General features: G+C 40.6%; 23 protein-coding genes. 18 read left to right on the top strand and 5 right to left on the bottom strand.

Annotated elements, in window-relative coordinates:
* Window positions 1-9 precede the first annotated feature (9 nt).
* The gene (gene tagF, locus FTU00_RS05240; protein ID WP_180179260.1) at window positions 10-969 is read left to right on the top strand and encodes a type VI secretion system-associated protein TagF; all 960 of its coding nucleotides are present in this window, start codon (window positions 10-12) and stop codon (window positions 967-969) included.
* Between the two features lies 1 nt (window position 970).
* Entirely contained in the window at window positions 971-1738 is a 768-nt protein-coding gene (locus tag FTU00_RS05235; protein ID WP_218951762.1) for an OmpA family protein, read from the top strand.
* A 21-nt stretch (window positions 1739-1759) separates the two neighbouring features.
* Here FTU00_RS05235 and FTU00_RS05230 read toward each other — a convergent pair whose 3' ends face one another.
* Genes FTU00_RS05230 through FTU00_RS05215 form a run of 4 tightly spaced genes read right to left on the bottom strand, consistent with a single transcriptional unit; the run spans window position 1760 to window position 6467 of the window.
* Window positions 1760-2782 (bottom strand): spore coat protein U domain-containing protein, encoded by a 1023-nt coding sequence (locus FTU00_RS05230; protein WP_180179259.1) that lies wholly within the window; start codon window positions 2780-2782, stop codon window positions 1760-1762.
* Window positions 2782-5208 carry a fimbria/pilus outer membrane usher protein gene (locus FTU00_RS05225; protein ID WP_180179258.1) on the bottom strand — a complete coding sequence of 809 codons (2427 nt, stop codon included), beginning with the start codon at window positions 5206-5208 and terminating at the stop codon, window positions 2782-2784. Before FTU00_RS05225 ends, FTU00_RS05230 begins: the two co-directional genes overlap by 1 nt.
* Window positions 5159-5920 (bottom strand): molecular chaperone, encoded by a 762-nt coding sequence (locus tag FTU00_RS05220; protein WP_257229785.1) that lies wholly within the window; start codon window positions 5918-5920, stop codon window positions 5159-5161. Before FTU00_RS05220 ends, FTU00_RS05225 begins: the two co-directional genes overlap by 50 nt.
* Before the next feature lie 4 nt (window positions 5921-5924).
* A complete protein-coding gene (locus tag FTU00_RS05215) occupies window positions 5925-6467 on the bottom strand; it encodes a spore coat U domain-containing protein (protein WP_180179257.1) in 543 nt (180 codons plus the stop codon).
* 918 nt (window positions 6468-7385) lie between these two features.
* Between FTU00_RS05215 and urtA the strand changes: the two genes are divergently transcribed.
* The 5 genes from urtA (at window position 7386) to urtE (ending at window position 12959) form a co-directional block, all read left to right on the top strand.
* Complete coding sequence (gene urtA, locus FTU00_RS05210; RefSeq protein WP_373686176.1) at window positions 7386-8624, top strand: urea ABC transporter substrate-binding protein; 1239 nt, start codon at window positions 7386-7388, stop codon at window positions 8622-8624.
* Between the two features lie 94 nt (window positions 8625-8718).
* The gene (urtB, locus tag FTU00_RS05205; protein WP_180179255.1) at window positions 8719-10356 is read left to right on the top strand and encodes an urea ABC transporter permease subunit UrtB; all 1638 of its coding nucleotides are present in this window, start codon (window positions 8719-8721) and stop codon (window positions 10354-10356) included.
* Between the two features lie 4 nt (window positions 10357-10360).
* Window positions 10361-11434 carry an urea ABC transporter permease subunit UrtC gene (gene urtC / locus FTU00_RS05200; RefSeq protein ID WP_034705328.1) on the top strand — a complete coding sequence of 358 codons (1074 nt, stop codon included), beginning with the start codon at window positions 10361-10363 and terminating at the stop codon, window positions 11432-11434.
* Entirely contained in the window at window positions 11431-12249 is an 819-nt protein-coding gene (gene urtD / locus FTU00_RS05195; RefSeq protein WP_034171447.1) for an urea ABC transporter ATP-binding protein UrtD, read from the top strand. The genes urtC and urtD overlap by 4 nt, the downstream gene beginning before the upstream one ends.
* 11 nt (window positions 12250-12260) lie before the next feature.
* A complete protein-coding gene (gene urtE / locus FTU00_RS05190; protein WP_125278701.1) occupies window positions 12261-12959 on the top strand; it encodes an urea ABC transporter ATP-binding subunit UrtE in 699 nt (232 codons plus the stop codon).
* 84 nt (window positions 12960-13043) lie between these two features.
* Here urtE and FTU00_RS05185 read toward each other — a convergent pair whose 3' ends face one another.
* The gene (locus tag FTU00_RS05185; RefSeq protein ID WP_373686170.1) at window positions 13044-13787 is read right to left on the bottom strand and encodes a hypothetical protein; all 744 of its coding nucleotides are present in this window, start codon (window positions 13785-13787) and stop codon (window positions 13044-13046) included.
* Window positions 13788-14055: 268 nt separating this feature from the next.
* Between FTU00_RS05185 and ureE the strand changes: the two genes are divergently transcribed.
* The 11 genes from ureE to FTU00_RS05130 form a co-directional block, all read left to right on the top strand.
* A complete protein-coding gene (gene ureE / locus FTU00_RS05180; RefSeq protein ID WP_034705323.1) occupies window positions 14056-14538 on the top strand; it encodes an urease accessory protein UreE in 483 nt (160 codons plus the stop codon).
* Window positions 14525-15190, top strand: coding sequence for an urease accessory protein UreF (locus FTU00_RS05175; RefSeq protein ID WP_180179253.1), 666 nt, complete (start codon window positions 14525-14527; stop codon window positions 15188-15190). Before ureE ends, FTU00_RS05175 begins: the two co-directional genes overlap by 14 nt.
* Before the next feature lie 81 nt (window positions 15191-15271).
* Complete coding sequence (gene ureG, locus FTU00_RS05170) at window positions 15272-15886, top strand: urease accessory protein UreG (RefSeq protein WP_004785864.1); 615 nt, start codon at window positions 15272-15274, stop codon at window positions 15884-15886.
* A 13-nt stretch (window positions 15887-15899) separates the two neighbouring features.
* Window positions 15900-16466: a HupE/UreJ family protein gene (locus FTU00_RS05165; protein ID WP_180053668.1), complete on the top strand. Its 567-nt coding sequence runs from the start codon at window positions 15900-15902 to the stop codon at window positions 16464-16466.
* A 43-nt stretch (window positions 16467-16509) separates the two neighbouring features.
* Window positions 16510-17385, top strand: coding sequence for an urease accessory protein UreD (locus FTU00_RS05160; RefSeq protein WP_180179252.1), 876 nt, complete (start codon window positions 16510-16512; stop codon window positions 17383-17385).
* 162 nt (window positions 17386-17547) lie between these two features.
* The gene (ureA, locus tag FTU00_RS05155) at window positions 17548-17850 is read left to right on the top strand and encodes an urease subunit gamma (protein WP_004785859.1); all 303 of its coding nucleotides are present in this window, start codon (window positions 17548-17550) and stop codon (window positions 17848-17850) included.
* 9 nt (window positions 17851-17859) lie between these two features.
* On the top strand, window positions 17860-18171 hold the full coding sequence (locus tag FTU00_RS05150) for an urease subunit beta (RefSeq protein WP_180179251.1): 312 nt from the start codon (window positions 17860-17862) through the stop codon (window positions 18169-18171).
* A gap of 33 nt (window positions 18172-18204) precedes the next feature.
* Complete coding sequence (gene ureC, locus FTU00_RS05145) at window positions 18205-19905, top strand: urease subunit alpha (protein WP_180179250.1); 1701 nt, start codon at window positions 18205-18207, stop codon at window positions 19903-19905.
* A 216-nt stretch (window positions 19906-20121) separates the two neighbouring features.
* Window positions 20122-21281 (top strand): IS3 family transposase gene (locus FTU00_RS05140; protein ID WP_180179249.1). Its coding sequence is split into 2 segments (ribosomal slippage): window positions 20122-20356 and window positions 20356-21281, totalling 1161 coding nucleotides; the frame shifts between segments, so codons are not numbered across the junction.
* 387 nt (window positions 21282-21668) lie between these two features.
* Window positions 21669-22634: an allantoinase PuuE gene (puuE, locus tag FTU00_RS05135; protein WP_180179248.1), complete on the top strand. Its 966-nt coding sequence runs from the start codon at window positions 21669-21671 to the stop codon at window positions 22632-22634.
* Between the two features lie 129 nt (window positions 22635-22763).
* Window positions 22764-22954 (top strand): DUF4372 domain-containing protein (locus tag FTU00_RS05130; RefSeq protein WP_180179247.1); only part of this gene is annotated, 191 nt, incomplete at its 3' end.

The raw sequence follows: 22954 nt of genomic DNA, 5'->3' as shown, positions 1-22954 counted from the left end.
TGAGTGGCGATGTATAAATTATCGACCCAGCCTTTTTATTATGGAAAATGCCCAGCTCATGGTGACTTCTTAAAATCCCAAGGCCAGCATGGGCTGATTCAATCTATAGACCGTTGGATCAGTAAAGCGCTTGAATATGCGATGCGGTCTAACAATTTCAAGCAGCATTATACCAAATTGCCATCTTTAGATTTTTTCCTAGTCAATCTTCAGGTAGGTCAGTTTTTGGTGGCAAATCTGATCAGCAGTGAAGATTATTCAGGCCGTCATTTTCCAATGGTTTTAGGACAAGTTATTGAAACACATCACCTTTATGAAAACCTGATGTATTTAACTTACCGATTTAAACCGACGCTGATCGAGCTTTATCAGCGTAATCGGGTGATACGCTCGATTCAGAATCCGGATATTTTATTGGATAAATTAAGCAAATTAACCGATCAAAGTTCGGTATATAGTACTGAAGATGTTCAGCAATTTTATGATACGCAGACATTGAATTCGCTGTCTAGGCTTATGGGGGGTTCAGTATATGAACTGGTACAAACACTGATTGCACTCGGATTATTGCTGCAACCCATTATTCAGCAGGGTACAGCCCGTTTAAATAAAATTCTGATTTTACCTATTCATAACGTGCGCTATAGCTATGAAATCGCTGCATTTTGGATCAATCTGATCAGCCTGTTTATACAGAAACAGTCTAGTCATTTATTTATTGGGTTGTTGCATGCAGATCAACCGGTTTTATTATGTGGCTTCCAAGGTACTGACAGTACGGCTTTAGGCGATATTTTTAATCAAAATATGCAGAGTCAGCATTGGGTGTCCTTGGTGCACACGGATTGGATTGATCCTTATTTAGAACAAAATGCAGGACTAGCAGTGTTAGAACAAATACTGAATCAACCACGGATGAGCCTGACTAATATTACTCAAATTTTTAAACAAACATTTATTGAAGAATAAGATGCAAAAAAAGAACTATATTGACCCAATAAAAATACTAATAGGTGTCTTAGGGCTAAGTACAAGCTTTATGATTTTTGCTCAACCGATTTTGATTGAAGGGGCAGTGCCAAATGAAAAAATAAAGGCTGAGATTTTGGCTAAAGCTTATAGCATCTATGGACAGCAAAATGTGGTGGATCAGATTCAGGTTCGCCAGGTTACAACACCGAGTAACTGGATAAATACAGTAACGAAAGTGATTAATGATGATCTTAAAAAGGTGAAACAGGGCAATTTAACGGTAAACGGAACAGAGATTAAGCTGACAGGAAAATTGTCCAATCCTGAAGATTTACAAACAACTCAAGTTAGATTTCAAAGTTTGACACCAGTAAATTTTCGCTTAAATACCCAGCTTTCATTGAATCAGGCAGAACAGCAAATCATTGATGCTGCATTAAAAAATCGTATTATTGAATTTGAATCTGGTAGTGCAATTTTAGCCACCTCAGGGGTGCAGATTTTAGATGAGATGGCAGTTGTATTGAAACGTGTGCGTGGAAAAAAGGTCAAGATTTTAGGACATACAGACAGTTCTGGAGATGCTGATAAAAATATCATCTTGAGTCAGCAACGTGCAGATGCGGTTAAAACTTATCTAATTCATAAGAATATTCCGGCAGAATCTTTAAGCACTGAAGGCCTTGGTTCGAATAAACCAGTTGCTGATAACACAACTTCCGAAGGGCGTAAAAAAAATCGCAGAATTGAGTTTGAGGTGCTTTAAACCGTCTAAAATTCAAAAAAGTTAATAATTAATCCGAATATCTACTGTATCAGAATAATTATCAGGTCGAACATCAGTCTGAGGGACAGTTACATATATAGGATGTGTATTAGTAGACCCTGTACCGATACCTGATACTCCATTTCCTACATTAGTTGAGGTAGCAGTATTACCCCAGATTTTACCTTCTAACCCATTTGTTGAACGTAGTTGATAAGACAATTTATCTAAGTTACCACTAGTACCGTTCATAATACCTGAGCCCAGATTATTTTTATTCGACGGCGCTAATCCTATATAATAGGGCACACTATTTGTGCATCTTACATCAAAATTATTAGTTCCTGAGATATTCTGATTTCCTGCTGAAAAAATTCCTAAATTAATATCTGAAGTACTTGTAATTTCGCAACTAGGAATAACAGTCGCTTGGACTTTAAAAGGGAACTGACCGGTTGTTGAACCTCCCGATGAACAGTCCGAAGAGATAGATAGAAGTCGATCTTGAACCGTCATTAAGGTATGGCCACTATTAAAATTATTTATATATGTACCCGGCTTTGCTAAATGATTATTATAGTTTGGAAGTATGCTGATATTAATTTCCACACTATCAGTAAAAGAACTCCTGCCATTTACACGATACTCTTGAGATTTATATTCATTACTATTACTTATAAAACGTGATCCCCATAAACGATTTCCCGGTAAGGTCATAGTAAAGGCTAAACGTGCAGAAGAATCATTCGTATGTTTCATATAACGAGGTAGGATATTTCCAGAACCATTGCCTCCATCTCCATCACCCACTGAAAGGCAAACGGTTATGTACCTTGGTGTTAAGTCATTATTGGTACAAGTATAATTTAATATAGCCGGTATATTAATATTTTCTATATTAATAAGAGTTAAATTCCCAAAATTTACTATGCCCGCATTCACACTCACGGTGCATGTAGCATCAGCAGCATTGGCATTTTTAATAAATAATAATGTAGTAAATAGAACTAAAAAAAGAGCAAAATTCTTAAGAAATAATTTCATTATTTAGCTACCTGCTGACAGACTAAAGGTCCAATAAGTGGGATATCATCATTTTGTTTTAAATAATCAAAGCTAGCAGTACAAATCTCTTTAGAGGGAGTAATTACTTTGAGAATATTGTGTTGATCCAAAACCTCTAAATATACTTCGCCATCAAAACCGACCATACCTGATGGTTTGTCTTTTTTAGAGGAAAGGTAAACTTGGCTCCCTGTAGCTAAGGGCTGGTCATGGACATTATGAAGAATAATTGAGGCTGAACTTACAGGTTTAATATTAAAATTAACTAGAATTCCAGCTCGATCAGTTGGGATTGCTTCAATATCTACGGTATCAATATAGAGATCAGCAGCTAAATCCATAGGATCAATACTGATTTTATTACTATGATAGGCACTTAATGGGCTAACTAGTAAAAGACCACGACTGTTAGTCATGCCGATACGATTATTTTGCAGAAGTACAGGGACATCTCCAATTCCCTGAGTCGAGACAACGGCGAAACCATTATTGATTTGGCGTGTAGCGAAAATTCCTCGCCCCATCAGTACCAGTGAACCTGTGGCATTGGCATAGGTAGAAAAATTATTTTCCCTACTACTTATACCACCTTGTAATTGTCCGTATCGTCCCAGATAACTGAGTTCAAATAATCCAGCCTGATTACTATCAATATTATCACTCACAGTATTTTGTGCCTGTGCACGCCAACCCAATCCACCTGCACTTGGAATAGATTGTAATGCATCGACTACTGTTGCATAACGTTGACCCGTTTGTTGAATATGTGCACTGACTGATTTATTTCTTTCTAAAGAAATTGTTGCTCCAAGTGAAGCACTATTATTTTTAGAATCTGATATATCATAATTATAGTTAAAATTCAGGTTAAGACGCTGTCCAAGAGATTTAGCCCAATAAATACTTGCGAATTCTGTACTATTTTCTTGCGCATAATTCAGCTTGTTATAACTTAAACCTAAACTGCCTAAGTATACCGCACTGTAACCTGTTGAAAATTGTTGATGACGGCGTGTAGATATATTTCCATATTGTGAAGCGACATCACGATAATCTCCAAAAGTTTCCATATTATTGATGTTGATATGGAAATGGTCATTATTCCATGAGTAGTTTGCAGTGTATTGAGTTCCACTCTGGCCTTCGTGTTCACTACCTGCAAAAGAAATAAAAAAAATGCCGCCTCTATTTCCTAAAAGCCAAGTGCTTCCGATACCGGCATTTGTCAGATTTTTTCCAAGTTCAGCATGTGTTTCTGTGCTCAGAAATCTATTTACACCATAGCGCCATGTACCACTTCCTATAGGATTTTTCCCATAGTCAAAAGAAGCTAGTCCATAATTTTCACGGATAGCACCTAATTCCAGGGACCAATCAGAAAGACCAGGCTGAAGCAAACGATGGGTATTGTATAGTGAAAAATTAAGAGTTGTATTTTGTCCAAGTGCGTCGGTTAATACCAATTGAGCATCACCTATACCACTAAAACTAGGAGATGTATTAATTTCAAAGGGTCCTGCGGGGACTTCACCACTATATTGCTTGAGTCCATTAATGTATAACTCTACGGCTGATGGTAATGTGGCAGAACCAAAAAATGAAGATAGAGGCGTAGTAATTCTATAGGGTTGTAGGTCAAAATTGGTACCGATCTGTAAACCTCCTAAGCGAGTAGAACGTGTCCATGAGAGAGCACTACTCAAAATATCGCCTGCACGGAAGGTGATCATTTGTTCTGGAAAGGAGGTACTCCAATACGTATCAAGACGTACTGTCCGCTTATTCCATTTATTATGCTCATCATTAGAGCGGTAGCCATTGCTTAAAGCGGTAGAGCTGAGAACACCTAAAGCATTAAATGCGCGAATTTCCGTAAACGCATTTAAACTGGTTGAATGGTGGTCACTCTGGGTACCATAAAGATTATAATTTAATAATATTCCCGGAGACGCACTCGCTTTCTGAGCTTTATTTTCCCGAGTGTTAATGACCGTTTTATTTAGATTAAGCAGAGTTAAAGGTGCAATAATATCAACAGTTTGTTGTTGTTTATTATAATTCACCTGTAAACCAGCAAGACTATTCAGTCTTACAGGCTCAATTAATCCATCTGGTAAAATAAAACCAAGTTGACGCAGAATAGTAACATCTGCCCAGAGCTGATCTTCATCATAATAAAAATGGCTAATGCCAGTGTAGGTACCATTTAATTTTACATCTAAATATAAGTCCTGACCATGAAATGAGTCGTTAGAAGAATGATTTAGATTCAAGGAAATCAGATCACTATCAGTAGTGTTTTCTAATTCAACTGCGTAGCTCGCTGATATTCCCATACTGTGAAAAAAGATGACTTTAATAAGAGGGTGTATCCAAGATAATGTCTTGTACCGACTGAGTTCCATTAATCATTACCTTGATTTTTCCGCCAAAAGCCGATGTAGAAGCTGGCATTTTTACTTTCCAGTGCATGATTGCGCCAGGCAAAACATAGCCCAACAATCCTGGATGTAGATCATTAAGCTTTCCAGTAGAGTCCGTGAGTTTTAGATCTGCCAGTTGAGCATGTCCATTTCCATTATTTTTTATACTGAGATGTAAATATTTGCCATCTGAGGTTAAAGATGAGGTCCAGTTCAACTTGGGAGTGGTTTCAGAAATACCCACTGGTTTGACAAATACAGGTAAAGAATAACTAAGTGTAAATGCCAAACCATTTTGCGGAGCTTCAGATTTAACAGGTATCTCATTTATTAATAACCTGTAGGTATCCTCTACCGCAGCCGTACCTTTAGGTGGGGATTTGGCTCGAATAATCCGTATAAGTTGCTTTTCTCCAGGTTTTAATTCGATCATAGGCGGACTGGCTAACAGCCCACGCGATGGCGTGAGCTGATCACCTTTATCATCCTGAAACCATTGGTAAACACGTACTTGCGCGTGTACCAATTTGTCACCTGTATTACTAAGCGTTAGGCCACTGGCATTTTCTCTAGCTTGTAAACTTAAAGAAATGGGAGAAACTTGTAGACCACTTGCTATTGCCAAGTTATAAGACACAAATATGCCGGCAAGCAGACTACATTTTCTAAAAGCAGCTGAAAAACGGTTCATCATGAAATTAGTAGATTACTGAGACAGTAACGGTATCAGTGTAATTACCTATATTGACGTCAGTTGTACTTTCAATTGAAGCATATACTGCATGCTCATTAGCAATACTCATACCTTTACCAATTCCGCTAACGCTATTTCCTTTGGCACCAGAGGTTCCAGTATTTCCCCAAACCAAACCTGTACTATCACTTTTTAATTGATAGGAAATTGTGTCAGTTTTACCAGCTGTATGGGTCATGAGTCCCGCGCCAGTTGTATTGCCATTCGATGGAGTTAAGTTAACAATGTAGGGCGTGCCCTTAGAGCATTTGACAGATAAAGCAGTTGCAGAAGTTTGAGTTTGAATTTCTGATGCTAGAGTTCCTGCAAGAACATTCCCAAAATTAATATCTTGGGCTTCACTAGTAGAAAAATTACAAGCAGAATCAATTTGAATCTTTACTTTAAATTGTCCTGTCACTGAATTTGCAGCCATAGCAGTAGAGAGTGTAGTTAAACTACTAATGGCGATTAATGACATACTCATAAATTTTTTTTTGAATTGCATAGTGAAGTCCCTAAATTTTTAACTCTCGGTGCTGAAGAGTACGCGATCGTTATTGAAAAAATACTTCGAGCCGTACTTTTGGATCGTTTGATTCCACGAGTTAGCATCGAATTTCTAATGATTTTTCTTAAATGTGTGATATTTATCACAAATTATTATTTAATTTTTACATATAAATATAGATTCTAAAAAGGATAGACTTTGATCGCACCGTCTACATTTTTATCATGTTTATTCATTGACTTTAGCGTAGAATTCTAAAATTTTTCTTAATAATAGTGCGTTGATAAAGCATATTTAATTAAAATTTAATAGTGATAAAGCCAGATGTTATTGATAATTTCATTTTTAAATTAAAATTTAGTTATTGATATAAAGATATTTTTTATTTCTATCTTTATTAAAATAAATTTATAAATGATATATGTTTTTGCACGAGATTCCAGGAGAGAAAAGTAAGATTATTCAATTTTATCGACCATAAAAATGATAGATGTATTGCTTATTGCACAAGAAGATAAGGTCATTGAATTAAATTTGACTAAAAACGAAGCTATATAAAAATTAAAACTGACGAAAAAAAACCTTAAGAAGTGCATCTTAACCAAGCATTTTTAAGATCTTGATTTAAAAAGCTGCACTTTTTTGAGGTTTTATAGTCTAATTAATTGATTTTCAGCCTCAGATTTTATTTTCTATTTTAGGGCAACATGTATTTATTGGTGCAAAATTTAATCTCTATTTTTATTCGAAGTAGATAATCATAATGAAAATTCAGTTGTTTAAAATTATAAATTAAAAGTGGCACAGTATTTGAATAGCTTCTCTCAAATTTTCTAAAAAAGCCTAACTAGGGTTGGAGAGAAGTACATGAAAGTCGAACAAAAAAAGTTTTCTAAAAATTTAATTGTTGCTGCAATGTTGGGGACACTAACTTTAACAGGTTGTTCAAAGTCGCCTGAAGATAAAACAGCCGCTACCTCTGAGCCGAAAGCAGCTGCAACTAGTGGGGAAACGATTAAAGTTGGTATTTTGCATTCTTTATCTGGCACGATGGCCATTTCTGAAACTTCATTAAAAGACACAGCGTTGATGGCGATCAATGAAATCAATGCCAATGGGGGTGTCTTAGGTAAAAAGCTTGAACCGGTTATCGTTGATCCAGCATCTGATTGGCCACTATTTGCTGAAAAAGCACGTCAGCTCATCACTCAGGATAAAGTTGCGGTCATCTTTGGTTGCTGGACTTCGGTATCACGTAAATCGGTATTGCCAGTGGTTGAAGAGTTAAATGGCTTATTGTTTTATCCAGTCCAATACGAAGGTCAGGAACAGTCTAAAAATATTTTCTATACCGGTGCTGCACCTAACCAGCAAGCGATTCCGGCTGTTGAATATTTGATGAGTGAAGAAGGCGGTAAAGCAGAACGCTTTGTCTTATTAGGTACAGACTATGTTTACCCACGTACGACTAACAAAATTCTTCGTGCTTTCCTAAAATCTAAAGGCGTCGCTGAAGCTGACATCATGGAAGAGTACACACCATTTGGTCATAGTAATTATCAAACCATTGTCGGCAATGTGAAAAAATTTGCTGCAGGCAAAAAGACTGCGGTGATCTCAACCATCAACGGTGATTCAAACGTACCGTTCTACCGTGAATTGGGTAACCAGGGCATAAAAGCTTCTGATATTCCGGTTATGGCATTCTCTGTAGGTGAAGAAGAGCTTCGTGGTATTGATACCAAGCCATTGGTCGGCCATTTAGCGGCATGGAATTACTTCATGTCCGTGAAAAATCCGAAAAATACTGAATTCAGCGGCAAGATGAAGCAGTATGCCGTGGAATACAAATTGCCTAATGCAGACAAGTTCGTAACCAACGACCCGATGGAAGCGACTTATGTGGGTATCAATATGTGGAAACAGGCGGTAGAAAAAGCCGGTTCTACTGAGGTAGATAAAGTTCGTGAAGCAATGGCAGGTCAGACCTTTGATGCACCATCTGGCTATCAGTTACAAATGGATGCTAACAACCATCATTTACATAAACCGGTGATGATTGGTCAGATCCGTGGTGATGGTCAGTTTGACGTGGTTTATAAGACTCCGAAAACCATCGCTGCTGAGCCATGGAGCCCATACATTCCTAAATAATTTCCCTCAAAGCCTGCTGCTCCGGCAGTAGGCCTTTCTTGTTTTTCATTTCCCGGACGGGACAGCGTTAAATATATAAATAGGGAGGGCACTCATGTCCACTCGCCTAAATCTCGCGGCCATTTTTTTAATTTTGAGTCAGTGTTTGTGTCTCAATATGGTGCATGCGGAAACTCAATCTAGCGAAACAACCGTATCGCAATCATCTCAACAGTCACTTGATGCTATTCAGCAGTTTGTTCGTGGGGACTTTGCCACTCGTCGTGCTTTATTAAACCAGTGGCCTGCCAGTGTTGAACAACTTGATCAGCTGGCAGAGTTTGTTGAAAAAGATCAGCTTTATACTGACAGTTCAGGCAATACTTATATTCTGGAAGCAGAAGACAAACTGGTTAGCTATCCTGACGGAAAAACCGTGGAAACCTGGCCATCTGATTTATCGCAAATTACGCTGGTAAATACCTTAAATAAAGCACTGACCTTTGGTTTAGCAAAAAAGAAATTAAATTCAGAAGAAGCCTCTCAGCGACTTGAGGCGATTGATATTCTGGAAAATAACTTGTCCGAACTTGATGCTAAAGCCATCAATCAGATGTATTTAAATGAAAAAAACAATACGGTTAAATCACGTTTTGCCCAGTTAAAAGCACGTCTGGATTATCAATCTGAAAATGTCCTGACCAAAATAGAAGCGGCAAAAGTTTTAAAAGATTCCAACAGACCAGACGTTCTTGCACTGGTTGAAAATGAACTGGCTCAGCCAAATCTGCATCCTGATTTAAAAGCAGCGCTGGTCGATGCCAGAAGTAGTATCAAAACCCGAATTCAGGCCAGTGAATGGGCTGGACATGTATTTTCCGGTTTAAGTACTGCCAGTATTTTATTGCTTGCGGCTTTAGGATTAGCCATTACATATGGCTTGCTTGGTGTCATTAATATGGCGCATGGCGAGCTGATCATGATCGGGGCGTATACCACTTATGTAGTGCAAAGTTTCTTTAAATCGCATTTTAGTGGTTTGGTAGATTGGTATCTGATCGCAGCGATTCCTGCGGCATTTATTGTCAGTGCAGCGATTGGCATGCTGATCGAACGTACCGTGATTCGTCCTTTATATGGCCGTCAACTGGAAACCTTATTGGCAACCTTTGGGGTGAGCCTGATCCTGATGCAAGTGGTGCGGATGATCTTTGGGGCACAAAATGTCGAAGTTTCTAACATTTCATGGCTTTCAGGCGGGATCTCGATTACTCCAAGCCTGATGCTGCCTTATAACCGTATTGCAATTATTGTCTTTACTGTAGCTGTCTTGCTGCTACTTGTTTATCTACTGAATAAAACCCGTTTTGGTTTATTTGTCCGTGCCGTAACGCAAAACCGTCAAATGGCTCGTGCTGTCGGTATCCGATCCAGCCGGATTGACATGATGGCATTTGGTCTGGGTTCAGGTCTTGCCGGTCTTGCCGGCTGTGCCTTGGCTCAAGTGGGTAATGTTGGGCCAGATTTGGGCCAGAACTACATTATCGATGCTTTCCTTGTGGTTGTTGTCGGTGGTGTTGGTCAGGTATGGGGTGCAGTTCTTGCCGCTTTGGGACTGGGTGTCAGTGGTACCGTACTGGAAATTGGTATGGGTGCAGTATTGGCAAAAATTATTCTCTTGGTTCTTGTGATTTTGTTTATTCAGAAACGTCCACAAGGTTTGTTTGCCATTAAAGGACGCTTTGTGGAGTAAGCCTATGAAAATCACATCATTACTTTCAGATAAACCTTATAGCGCACTCGCAATTGCGATCTGTTTTGTTATTTTACTGGCCTTGCCATGGTTACATTTATTGCCAGCGGATTCGAGCCTGCATCTGTCTGCTTATTGGGTCACTTTGATCGGCAAGATCATGTGCTTGGCATTGGTGGCTTTAGCACTTGATCTGGTCTGGGGCTATGCCGGTATTTTAAGTTTAGGTCATGGCCTGTACTTTGCCTTGGGTGGTTATGCCTTTGGGATGTATCTAATGCGTCAATCAGCAGGTGATGGTTTGCCTGACTTTATGCGTTTTCTGAGCTGGACTGAATTACCCTGGTTTTGGGTGGGGACTAATCATTTCTGGTGGGCCATGATACTTGTGGTCTTGGTACCAGGACTAATTGCCTTTATTTTCGGCTTCTTTGCTTTCCGCTCAAAAATCAAAGGCGTTTACTTCTCGATTATTACTCAGGCGATGACTTTTGCGGCAGCACTTTTATTCTTCCGCAATGAAACAGGCTTTGGCGGGAATAACGGTTTTACCGGTTTCAAAACCATTTTAGGCATGGACATCACATCAGCACCGATGCGTGCCAGCCTATGTTTTATCACGGCTCTGGTGTTATTGCTGTGCTTTGTTGGTCTACGCCATTTAATGAATAAACCTTATGGTCGTGTGCTTGGCGCGATTCGTGATAGTGAAAACCGTCTGCAATATTTAGGTTACCGCACCTTATGGTACAAGCTTTCAGCCTGGGTATTATCTGCTGTGATTGCAGGTATCGCTGGTGCACTGTATGTACCACAAGCCGGGATTATTAATCCGAGCGAAATGAATCCGGTGAACTCGATTGAAATGGCAGTCTGGGTAGCGGCTGGCGGTCGCGGTACCTTGATCGGTCCGATCCTGGGTGCAGGCTTAATTAATGCAGTTAAAACTTACTTTACTGTCGCTTATCCAGAAGCCTGGTTATTAATTCTGGGGGCATTATTTATTGTGGTCACCATCTTCCTGCCTAAAGGCGTGATTGGATTATTTGACCGTTTTAAAAAGGAGCGTAGCGAATGAGTGAAATTTTACAACCTCATGGCGGCCATGCTTCTGAAGGCTATGGCCGACCAAAAGAGCAAGGGCCAGATTTTAGCCATGGGATCGCACTTTATCTGGAAAAAGTCAGTGTCTGGTTTGATGCTTTCCGTGCTTTAAATGATTTATCGCTGTATATCGAAGAAGGTGAATTGCGCTGCATCATTGGGCCAAACGGCGCGGGTAAAACCACGTTGATGGATGTCATTACCGGGAAAACCCGTCCTACTGAAGGTTCTGCATTTTTTGGCCAAACCTATAATCTGGCGAAAATGAGTACTGAAGAAATTGCAGAAGCTGGTATCGGGCGTAAATTCCAGAAACCGACAGTGTTTGAAAATTTCACCGTGATGGAAAATCTGCTCTTGGCTGCACCTAAAGATAAACGGGTGAAAAAAAGCTTTTTCAGCAAGCTCGATCCGGATGCACAAAATGCCTTGGATGAATCCTTACAGCAGATCCGCTTGCAGGAATTTATTCACAAACCTGCAGGGCTTTTATCTCACGGCCAGAAACAATGGTTGGAAATTGGCATGCTGCTGATGCAACGTCCAAAACTGATTTTACTGGATGAACCAGTGGCAGGGATGACTGATGCTGAAACTGAACGGACTGCTGAACTGTGTCTGGAACTGAAAAAGAATCATACCCTGGTAGTCGTCGAACACGATATGAGCTTCATCGATACTATTAGTGAGAAAGTCACGGTGCTGGCACAAGGGGCGATTCTGGCTGAAGGTACATTGGCAGAAGTCCAGGCCAATGAAGATGTTATTGAAAAGTATCTTGGACGTTAAGGGGCTGACTGATGCTAGAAGTTAAAGAGGTAAATCAGTTTTATGGCGGTAGTCACATTTTACGTGATGTGTCTTTCAATGCGCCTGTTGGTGAGTGCTCAGTGGTACTAGGTCGTAACGGCGTTGGTAAAACGACACTACTTAAATGTCTAATGGGAATTTTGCCCATCAAATCAGGTCAGATTCTTTTAGATGGCAAAGATATTGCCAAACTGAGTCCTGAACAGCGGGTTCGGGCTGGTTTGGCTTATGTGCCACAAGGACGAGATATTTTTTCGACGTTAACCGTTGAAGAAAATATTCTGATTGGCATGGCGAAATTTAAAGGAACCAAAACTCGTAAAGTACCGGAACATCTCTATGAGATTTTTCCGGTATTAGAGGAAATGAAATATCGACGCGGTGGTGACTTATCCGGTGGCCAGCAACAACAACTGGCGATTGCCCGCGCATTGGCATCTGAACCGCGTGTGCTCATTTTGGATGAACCGACTGAGGGGATTCAGCCATCTATCATTAAAGATATTGGTCGGGTAATTCGTAAGCTGGCTGATGGCGGTGAAATGGCAATTGTTCTGGTGGAACAGTTCTATGACTTTGCTGAAGAACTGGCAGATGGTTATACGGTTATGGCACGTGGACAAGTGATTGCTCAGGGTGTTGGAAGTGAAATGCCGGAAAAAGGGATTCGCGATTTAGTGGCGATTTAATTTTTTCTAGCTCAAATCCTCTCTTGCAAAAATTTAAACATTTATATTTTAGATTTGATCAGGAGAGGGATTGTCTATTCATGATTATTTTTCTACTTTTAAATAAGTCCCTTCAGATGAGACATTATAGCCAAAACCACAATCAGGACTTATGCCTGACTGTTTTACAAGAATCTGTTGTCCATATTTTTTATCAAAATTAAAAGCTAAATCAATTTTACAATCTTCAGTTTTATATGTTGTTTTTTTCTGATCCAGAGCCATGTAAGTGATAAATTCGCCCATATTTGGACCAGAAATCAATCCTCGATAAGGAAAGTATAATCCTTCATAACTAATTTCATAGTAACTTTGGTTTTTCGTTACTGTAATGGTATCCCAGAAGCCAAAACGATTACTGCGAATATACTGACCACTTAAACTATGAGATGCTTTGGGCGTAGGTAATTTACTTAAGTTAAACTGGCTCGATGTTGCTTCTGGATTAAGTAAGAACCAGGCACGAGCCCAAAGTGGTTTTCCTAACTTGGCATAAGTCAAACCCACATTATTATTGGCTATAACAACATCCTGTTCAGATAGTTTCATCCTACTATCTTCTTGATTTAATAAACAGAAAGATGTCCAAGAGGCTTGATCTTGAAATTGATCAAGAGCTTTTTTATATTGTTTTTGATCATAATATTTTTTGCCTAACAAGCCATAAGCTTTGACTTTATTACAGCCACCTCGAATTTCTTGTTCAATTGAAAAATCGGCATGTGCCAATGGTAGTAAAAGAATTAAAAGTGCTAAAACAGAAAAATTTTTAATCATTTTATTGGTCATATTTATGTTTGTGATTTTTGAACTATAACGGAATTTAAAGCCTTATTTAAATTTTTCAAACTAATCCTGTTAAAGCTGATCTCAATCCTTGAGATAACATTTATTTTATGCAATGGGTATCACAAAACGAAATTAACAGAGATGAATAAATAACTAAAATCCAAGTTGGCACGATAACTGCTTTATTTTGATGCAAATTTTAAATGCTAAAAATATTTGGTTTCAATTTGGAACAAATACAGGATTTATCAGCATCAGTAGGGTAGTTATGAAAATTTATACGCAACGTTTGGAAAACATTGCACCAGAAAGTGATTTTGAGTCTCTTGAACTCACATTCGATACACGACAAAAGAGCCGTTTTCGTGCAACTTTAAAAAATGGTGTCGATATTGGTGCAGATTTACCACGTACTGGAATCTTGCGTAGTGGTTATTTTATAGCAACTGAACAGGGTGACATTCTTCGAGTCGATGCAAAACCTGAAAAATTGATGCAGGTAACTACAAACAATAGCTTTGACTTATTAAAAGCAGCCTATCACCTGGGGAATCGTCATGTTCCTCTCATGTTAACACCTACTGCATTGTACTTTGAACCGGATCATGTACTGGCTGAAATGGTGCAAGGCTTAGGTCTTGAAGTTCAGGAAGTCATGCACCCATTTGAACCTGAAAGTGGTGCTTATGCACAGCATCAACATGATCACCGTTTAAGCCCAATCAAGGCTTTACATCATGTCCATCACTAATGCGTCTCAACTGCTCAGCTTGCTGACTTTATCTTCAACGGCATTGCCGATTGGAGCGTACTGTTATTCACAAGGGGTGGAAAGCGCTATCGAAAAAGGCATGGTGCATGATGAAGCCTCTTGTGTGAGCTATTTCCAAGAAGTATTGGAAATGCTGCTGGTGCGTTTTGAGCTTCCCGTATTCAAGCGTCTGGTGGAGTCTTTTAATAATCCTGAAAAATTTCACTATTGGGCAGAACTGTATCGGGCCAGCCGAGAATCCAAAGAATTACTGGCTGAATCACAGCAGTTGGCATTTTCCTTGAATGCATGGATTAGAGATGTGTTAAAGCAGCCGCCGAGCGTAAAAAAGCAATTAGGGTTTGTGCCGGTGTATGCACATTTATGTGGTGAGCTGGGTTTAGATCTTGCCGATGTATTAACTGCTTATAGCTTTACGGTTTTGGAAAATCAGGTGCTGGCAGCAGTAAAAACCATTCCACTCGGGCAAATGAGCGGGCAGCGGATTATTTGGCAATTACATCAGGAAATTCCTGAAGCTGTACAGGCTGCATTAGCTTTGAACGATTATGAAATCAGCAGCGCATTGCCGCAATATGCCATGTTGAGCATGTCGCATGAAACCCAGTATTCACGCTTATTTCGGTCGTAATCTTCAGACCAGAGCAGCAGTAAAAAGATTGAAAAGCATCATTAAAACTGGTGCCAAGAAATTGTAAAAAAGGAAATCAACATGTCAGAACGTAGTCCATTACGCGTTGGAATTGGTGGTCCGGTTGGATCAGGTAAAACGGCTTTAACCCTGAATTTATGTCTTGCACTGCGTGAAAAATACAATATGGCAGTGGTGACCAATGACATCTACACCAAAGAAGACTCGAACTTTTTAACCCGTCATGAAGCGATGTCGCCAGACCGTATCGTGGGTGTAGAAACAGGTGGTTGCCCACATACTGCGATTCGTGAAGATGCGTCCATTAACCTAGCTGCGATTGATGATTTGTGTGAAAAGTTTGATGGGCTGGAGCTGATCATTATTGAAAGTGGTGGCGATAACCTTGCGGCAACCTTTAGCCCGGAATTATCTGATCTCACTTTATACGTGATCGATGTTGCCGGTGGCGAGAAAATTCCACGTAAAGGTGGTCCTGGAATTACCAAGTCGGATTTGCTGATTATCAATAAAACAGATTTGGCGCCAATGGTCGGTGCCAGCCTAGAGGTGATGGATCAGGACGCGAAGCGGATGCGTGGCGATAAACCATTTTTATTTTCTAATATGAAAACACAAGATGGCTTGAACGAGATTATCAGCTTTATCGAAAAACAAGGTTTATTTAAGTCTTAAGGGGAAATTCATCATGCGTCTATTCAAACAGTTACTGGTCGCAGGTATTGCTGCTTTACCTATGTTGGCAATGGCTCACGCGGGACATGACCATCACAATGGATTCTGGTCTGGCTTTGTCCATCCTTTTACCGGTTTAGATCACCTGATGATGGCAATTGCTTTTGGTGTATTGATGTGGACTACAAATCAGCGCTGGAAAATCACGGGTCTCATCGGTCTTGCAGTAGCGATGGTTGCAGGCTTTGTGCTCGGTAGCAAGGGTCTGCTTTCAACTTCACTGGCTGAGTCAGGCATCATCGCTTCACTGGTTATTTTAGCTGTTGCGCTATGGACTAAATCGAATAAGGTTTTGCCTGTCGCTGCAATCTTATTGGCCAGCTTCCACGGCGTAGCGCATGGAAGTGAACTGGGTCAAGGTGGACATGTATCGCTATTAATTGTCGGTATGGTTTCAGCAATGGCTTTGATTTATGGTGCAGGCTTGGCTCTAGGTGCATTCGTGAAAAAATATATGCCTTATGGCAAGCAGATCGTTGGTGGTCTAGCTGCAGTTGTTGCTGTCATTGGCCTGGCTTAATGCCTGGAAAATCATTTTCAGATGATATTGGATTGATTTGTTGATGTACGAACTGGCAGAAAAAAGCACGCAGCAGAACTTATGGTATGCACGTCTGGAAATGGGATTTCAGGCACAGCAACAGACTGCACGAACCATTTTGCAACATCGCAGGCATCATGGACCGGTACGCATCCAGAAAATGTTATGGCCAGAAGCCAATGGGATTTGCCATGCCATTATCGTGCATCCGCCAGCAGGGATCGCCGGTGGAGATCATCTCACTTTTGATATGCAGGTGGATGCCAATGCCCATGCCTTGGTGACTACACCGGGTGCGGGTAAATGGTACAGAACCAATGGCAAGCAGGCTTTTCAGCACATTCATATCCGTTTAAATGACAATGCCATTTTTGAATGGCTACCTCAAGAAACTATGCTATTTGATGGGGCTAATGCCAGTTCCGAAACAATCGTCCACTTAGATGCAGCAGCCAGTTTTATTGGTTGGGATATGTTGGTGATCGGCCGTCAGGCACGAGATGAGCAGTTTGCACAGGGAGCTTATCAAAACCGGTTTCAGCTTTGGCGCAAAGACAAATTGCTGGTTGCAGACACCTTGAATTTTAAGGGCAATGACCGCTGGCTCAGTTCATGTCTAGGTATGAATGGACATGCGGTGATGGGTAGCTTCTGGGCTGTACCGCCTGAAAAATATCGCGCGAGTTTTTATCTGGAACAGCATCTCGATTTAATTCGTGAGCTTATTATGCGGATGGATGTACCGATTACCTTGACTTTGCTTGGCGATGTAATTAGTGCACGTTTTCTGGGAGATAATGTCCGTCAATGCCATGATGGTTTTGCTGCAATTCGCGCTCGATTAAGACGTTACTGGTTCGGTCTGGATGAGGCATTTCCGAGGATTTGGCGGACGTAATCCTTTAATTCCCTCTCCTTATAGGAGAGGGTTAGGGAGAGGTGATTAAACATTTATTAAAACCCTCCCTCTAACTCCCTCCCAAAGGGAGAGAGAACACCAAATATCGAATCTTGCACATATTTTGCTTAGAAATACATATATATCAATGAGGAACCAGTTATGGAACTCAATCCTACAGAAAAAGATAAACTGCTGATTTTTACTGCGGGTCTGGTAGCAGAGCGTCGTAAAGCCCGAGGTTTAAAGCTGAATTATCCGGAAGCCATTGCCTATATTTCTGCAGCATTGCTTGAAGGCGCGCGTGATGGCATGACGGTCAGTGAATTAATGCATTACGGTACGACCTTATTGACACGTGATGATGTCATGGAAGGCATTCCGGAAATGATTGCAGAAGTGCAGGTCGAGGCAACCTTTCCAGATGGATCAAAGCTGGTCACTGTCCATCAACCGATCGTATAGGAGCAGCATATGATTCCAGGGGAAATTTTTACACCTGAGAGCGATATTGAAATGAATGTCGGTCGGGAAATTTTGAAGGTGACTGTCGCTAATATTGGTGATCGACCGATTCAGGTCGGATCACATTTCCATTTTGCCGAAGCAAATGATGCCTTGCAGTTTGATCGTGAGCTGGGCAAAGGCTTTCGCTTAAATATTGCTGCCGGTACGGCGATTCGTTTTGAGCCAGGGCAGAAACGTGATGTGGAACTGGTCGCACTGGCTGGGAAACGTGAAGTTTATGGTTTCGCCGGGCGGGTCATGGGCAAGCTCGATTCATAAAAATTGCAGCAGAATTATAAAGGTTTATAAATCATGAAAATGTCACGTCGTGCTTATGCCGAAATGTTTGGACCAACAGTCGGGGATCGTGTTCGTCTAGCTGATACTGAATTATTCATTGAAGTCGAACAGGATTTCACCACTTATGGTGAAGAAGTTAAATTTGGTGGTGGCAAGGTCATTCGTGATGGTATGGGTCAATCACAACTTTTGTCATCCGAAGTGGCTGACACTGTCATTACAAATACGCTAATTGTCGACTGGTGGGGCATTGTAAAGGCCGATGTGGGCTTAAAAAACGGCCGAATCTGGAAAATTGGTAAAGCCGGTAATCCGGATATTCAGCCGAATATCACTATTCCATTGGGTGCTGCAACTGAGGTCATTGCTGGTGAAGGACAAATATTAACAGCTGGCGGAATTGATACCCATATTCACTGGATCTGTCCGCAGCAAGTTGAAACGGCACTGATGTCTGGCACAACCACGATGGTCGGCGGCGGTACAGGTCCGGCAGCTGGAACTTCTGCGACAACCGTGACTCCAGGGCCTTGGCATATTGCCACAATGCTACAAGCGATTGATGATTTACCAATGAATATTGGTTTATTGGGTAAAGGTAACTTGAGCCAGCCAGAGCCAATTGCAGAACAAATTAAAGCTGGTGTAGTGGGTTTAAAATTGCATGAAGATTGGGGCTCGACACCAGCAGCGATTGATAACTGTCTCACTGTGGCCGACCAGTACGATGTGCAGGTCGCGATTCACACTGACACACTAAACGAAAGTGGCTTTCTAGAAGAAACTTTAGCAGCTTTTAAAAATCGAACCATTCATACTTATCATACTGAAGGTGCAGGTGGCGGACATGCACCGGACATTCTAAAAGCCATTGGTCAACCGAATGTATTGCCATCTTCAACTAATCCAACTCGTCCATATACCGTCAATACCATCGATGAACATTTAGACATGTTGATGGTCTGTCACCATTTAGATCCAGCGATTGCAGAAGATGTGGCCTTTGCAGAAAGCCGTATCCGACGCGAAACCATTGCTGCAGAAGATATATTGCAGGATATGGGTGCGATTGCCATGATGTCATCAGACTCTCAGGCGATGGGTCGTGTGGGTGAAGTAATTTTACGGACTTGGCAGACGGCGCATAAAATGAAAGTGCAACGTGGGCCTTTGGAAGGTGATACAGCCTATAGGGACAATAACCGGGTCAAACGTTATATCGCCAAATATACGATTAATCCTGCAATTACTCACGGTTTAAGCCATGAAATCGGCTCTGTTGAAGAAGGTAAGTTAGCCGATCTGGTACTGTGGAAACCTGCATTCTTTGGGGTGAAACCATCCATGATTATTAAAGGTGGCATGATTGCAGCAGCACCAATGGGTGATATTAATGCTTCTATTCCAACGCCACAGCCAGTGCATTACCGTCCGATGTTTGGGGCTTATCCGCGAGGTGTGCATAACACCTGTATTACGTTCCTGTCACAAGTTGCAATTGAGAATGGCGTACATGAAAAATTAGGTCTGAAAAAGTTGATTTCACCATGTAAAGCGACACGCCAGGTCACTAAACAGGATATGAAACATAATAGTTACTGTCCTGTCATGGAAGTGCATCCAGAAACTTATGAGGTTCGTGCCGATGGTGTGCATTTGACTTGTGAGCCAGCGGAAGTGTTGCCAATGGCGCAAAGGTATTTCTTGTTTTAATTACCTCTCCCTGACCCTCTCCTTAAAGGAGAGGGAATTTCCACTATTTAAATAAATTCTTGGAAAGTTCCTTCTCCCTTTGGGAGAAGGTTAGGATGAGGGGTATTTTCTTATTTTTGATCTTGATGAGTATGTTTAAAAAGTGATCCTAGACAAAATAATGGACAGCACATCCCTCTAAAGATAACGTAACTTTAATCTTTGGAGATTCAAGAAATGGCTAAACGTTTTAGTCCCGAATTTAAACAGCAAGCGATTGATTATGCACTTTCAAACTCACACGAGTCTGTAGCTGCAATCGCCCAGAAATTAGGTGTGGGTTATTCAACATTAGATAAATGGATTCGTGAAACGAATCCGGCAGGTTCAAGCAAACGTCAACTTTCACCAGAACAACAGCGGATCGTGGAATTAGAGAAAGAAGTCAAACAGCTCAAGGAAGCCAATGACATCTTAAAAAAAGCGCATGTGTACTTTCTAACAGATCATGCCAAGAAAAGTACACGGTAATTCAAGATCTAGATATGAATGAAGTCACCGTATCTTCTGCCTGTAAATACCTAGGTGTCAGCACTTCAGGCTATTATGCCTGGCGAAAACATCAAGCCATTACGGCACAGAAATATAATGACTTAAAAGCCGTATATTGGCAGCATCATGCACGATTGGGTGCACCTTCATTAGTACATGACATGCATGATTTAGGTTACAACATGAGCGAACGTACTATTGGAAGGATCCTAAAAAAGCTTGGTTTACGTAGCAGGATTGCACGTAAATACAAGCATACGACTGATTCAACCCATCGTTTGCCTACAGCACCCAACTTGTTGGATCGCCAATTTACAGCTACTCAGCCTAATAAAGTCTGGACAACAGACATTACCTATATCCGCACTAAAGAAGGTTGGTTGTATTTATGTGTGATGCTAGATTTATTTAGCCGTCGTATCGTGGGGTGGCAAACCAGCCATCGAATAGACCGCCAGTTGGTGTGTGATACGTTTAACTATGCAATGGCTCGTCAGGGTTATCCAACTGGTGTTATGGTTCATTCGGACCAAGGCTCACAGTACTGTAGTCGTGATTTTAGAGCGCTGTTACTGAAAAATGATTGTACTCAGAGTATGTCTAGACGTGGAAACTGTTGGGATAATGCAGTGACTGAAAGCTTCTTTCATACATTAAAAGGTCATGTGGTACATGGCAGTGTGTTTTCGACTCGAAAAGAAGCGAATGCTGTCTTGTTTGACTATATTGAAATTTATTACAATCGAGTCAGAAGACATTCTGCAAACGGCTGGTTAAGTCCAGAAGCCTTTGAACAGAAATATATTAAAAGTTTAGAGGGGCTGGTTGTCCACGATACTGTCTAGGATCACCTAAATGGAAAATATTAGAGATCTATACAACGAAATCTGAAGAATGGAGCTATGAAAAAGAGTTTAGAATTTTAAGACCTTATACAAATGAACCGATCCAAAAAATTCCTTATACAGATTTAATTTGTACTGTAATTGGTGGAATTAAAATTTCATCCAAAGATGAGGAAAAACTTAAAAAGATATGTAGTAAAAATAAAATTTCCTATTTTAGAGTAGAAAGAATATTCAATAATTATGGTCTTACAGTTCCTAATCATCCTAGATTAGATCGAACTATTAATGAAACTTCATGAAAATTTAATGATCCTTTTTGGCGCATAAATTGCTTGTCACCCTTATTCAATTTTACTGTTTGATATAACACATCAGGGATTAAACGTGACCAGTACCTATCTACGCGGACAAGAACTCATAGATCAAATTCGAAACCAGCCTTATTCACGTGACTTGATTGGCTATCATGGTGATGTACCTAAAGTAGAATGGCCCAATCAGGCCCGTGTCGCAGTTCAGTTTGTACTGAATTATGAAGAAGGTGGTGAAAACCACATTGAACATGGTGATGCCGGTTCAGAACAATTTTTATCTGAAATTATCGGCGCGGCTAGCTTTCCAGACAAACACATGTCGATGGATTCCATGTATGAATATGGCTCACGTGCAGGTTTCTGGCGCATTCATAACGAGTTTAAAAAGCGTAATCTGCCGATGACTATTTTTGGGGTTGGGATGGCTTTAATCCGCAACCCTTATATAGTCGAAGCGATTAAAGAAGCCAATTATGATGTAGTGTCACATGGTCAGCGCTGGGTGCATTATCAGGACATGCCAATTGAGCTTGAACGCCAATATATGGATCAGGCGATTAGCGTACTGGAAACCCTGTTCGGCAAAGCACCGACTGGCTGGTATACCGGTCGTGATAGTCCAAATACCCGTCAGTTACTGGCTGAATTTCCTCAGATTCAATATGATTGCGACAACTATGGAGATGACTTGCCATTTTGGAGTACATTGACCAATCAGGCAGGTGAAACACGCCCTCATTTGATCATCCCCTATACTTTAGAAAGCAATGATATGAAATTTAGTTCACCGGGCGGCTTTAATAGCGGGGAGCAATTCTATCAATATTTAAAAGATGCCTTCGATGTGCTCTATGCTGAAGGTGAAACTGAACCAAAAATGCTATCGATCGGGATGCATTGTCGTATTTTAGGGCGGCCAGGACGCTTTAAAGCCCTACAAAAGTTCCTCGATTATGTGCAAGGTCATGAAAAGGTGTGGATTTGCCGACGGGGTGATATTGCAGCACATTGGTATAAATATCACGCACCAAACTGAGAAAAATATATTAAAAAAGAGAACCTTGAGTTCACTGCTGTCCCATAGTTTGCTTTAAATAAAAAAACCTGAGTCCTAACAGTTAAAATATGAGTGCAAACAAACACTTTAACGACCAGGATTCAGGTTTTGTCACATCAGAATACCGTATTTCATGAGCTAATTAAACCTGTTGTGCGACAGGATTTTGAAGAACTTGCTAAAGTACACCATGTTGGACAGAAATTTAGAGCGGCTTCCCGGTGGGATCAGTTTATTGCCATATTGATGTCTCAATTCTCTTGTAGGCAAAGTCTGAGAGATATTCAATCCAATTTGGA

It is taken from the genome of Acinetobacter sp. YH12041 (genome assembly GCF_013419975.1).
GTDB lineage: Bacteria > Pseudomonadota > Gammaproteobacteria > Pseudomonadales > Moraxellaceae > Acinetobacter.
The sequence above is the reverse complement of the archived record's forward strand: the minus strand, read 5'-3'. Positions and strand labels throughout refer to the sequence as shown.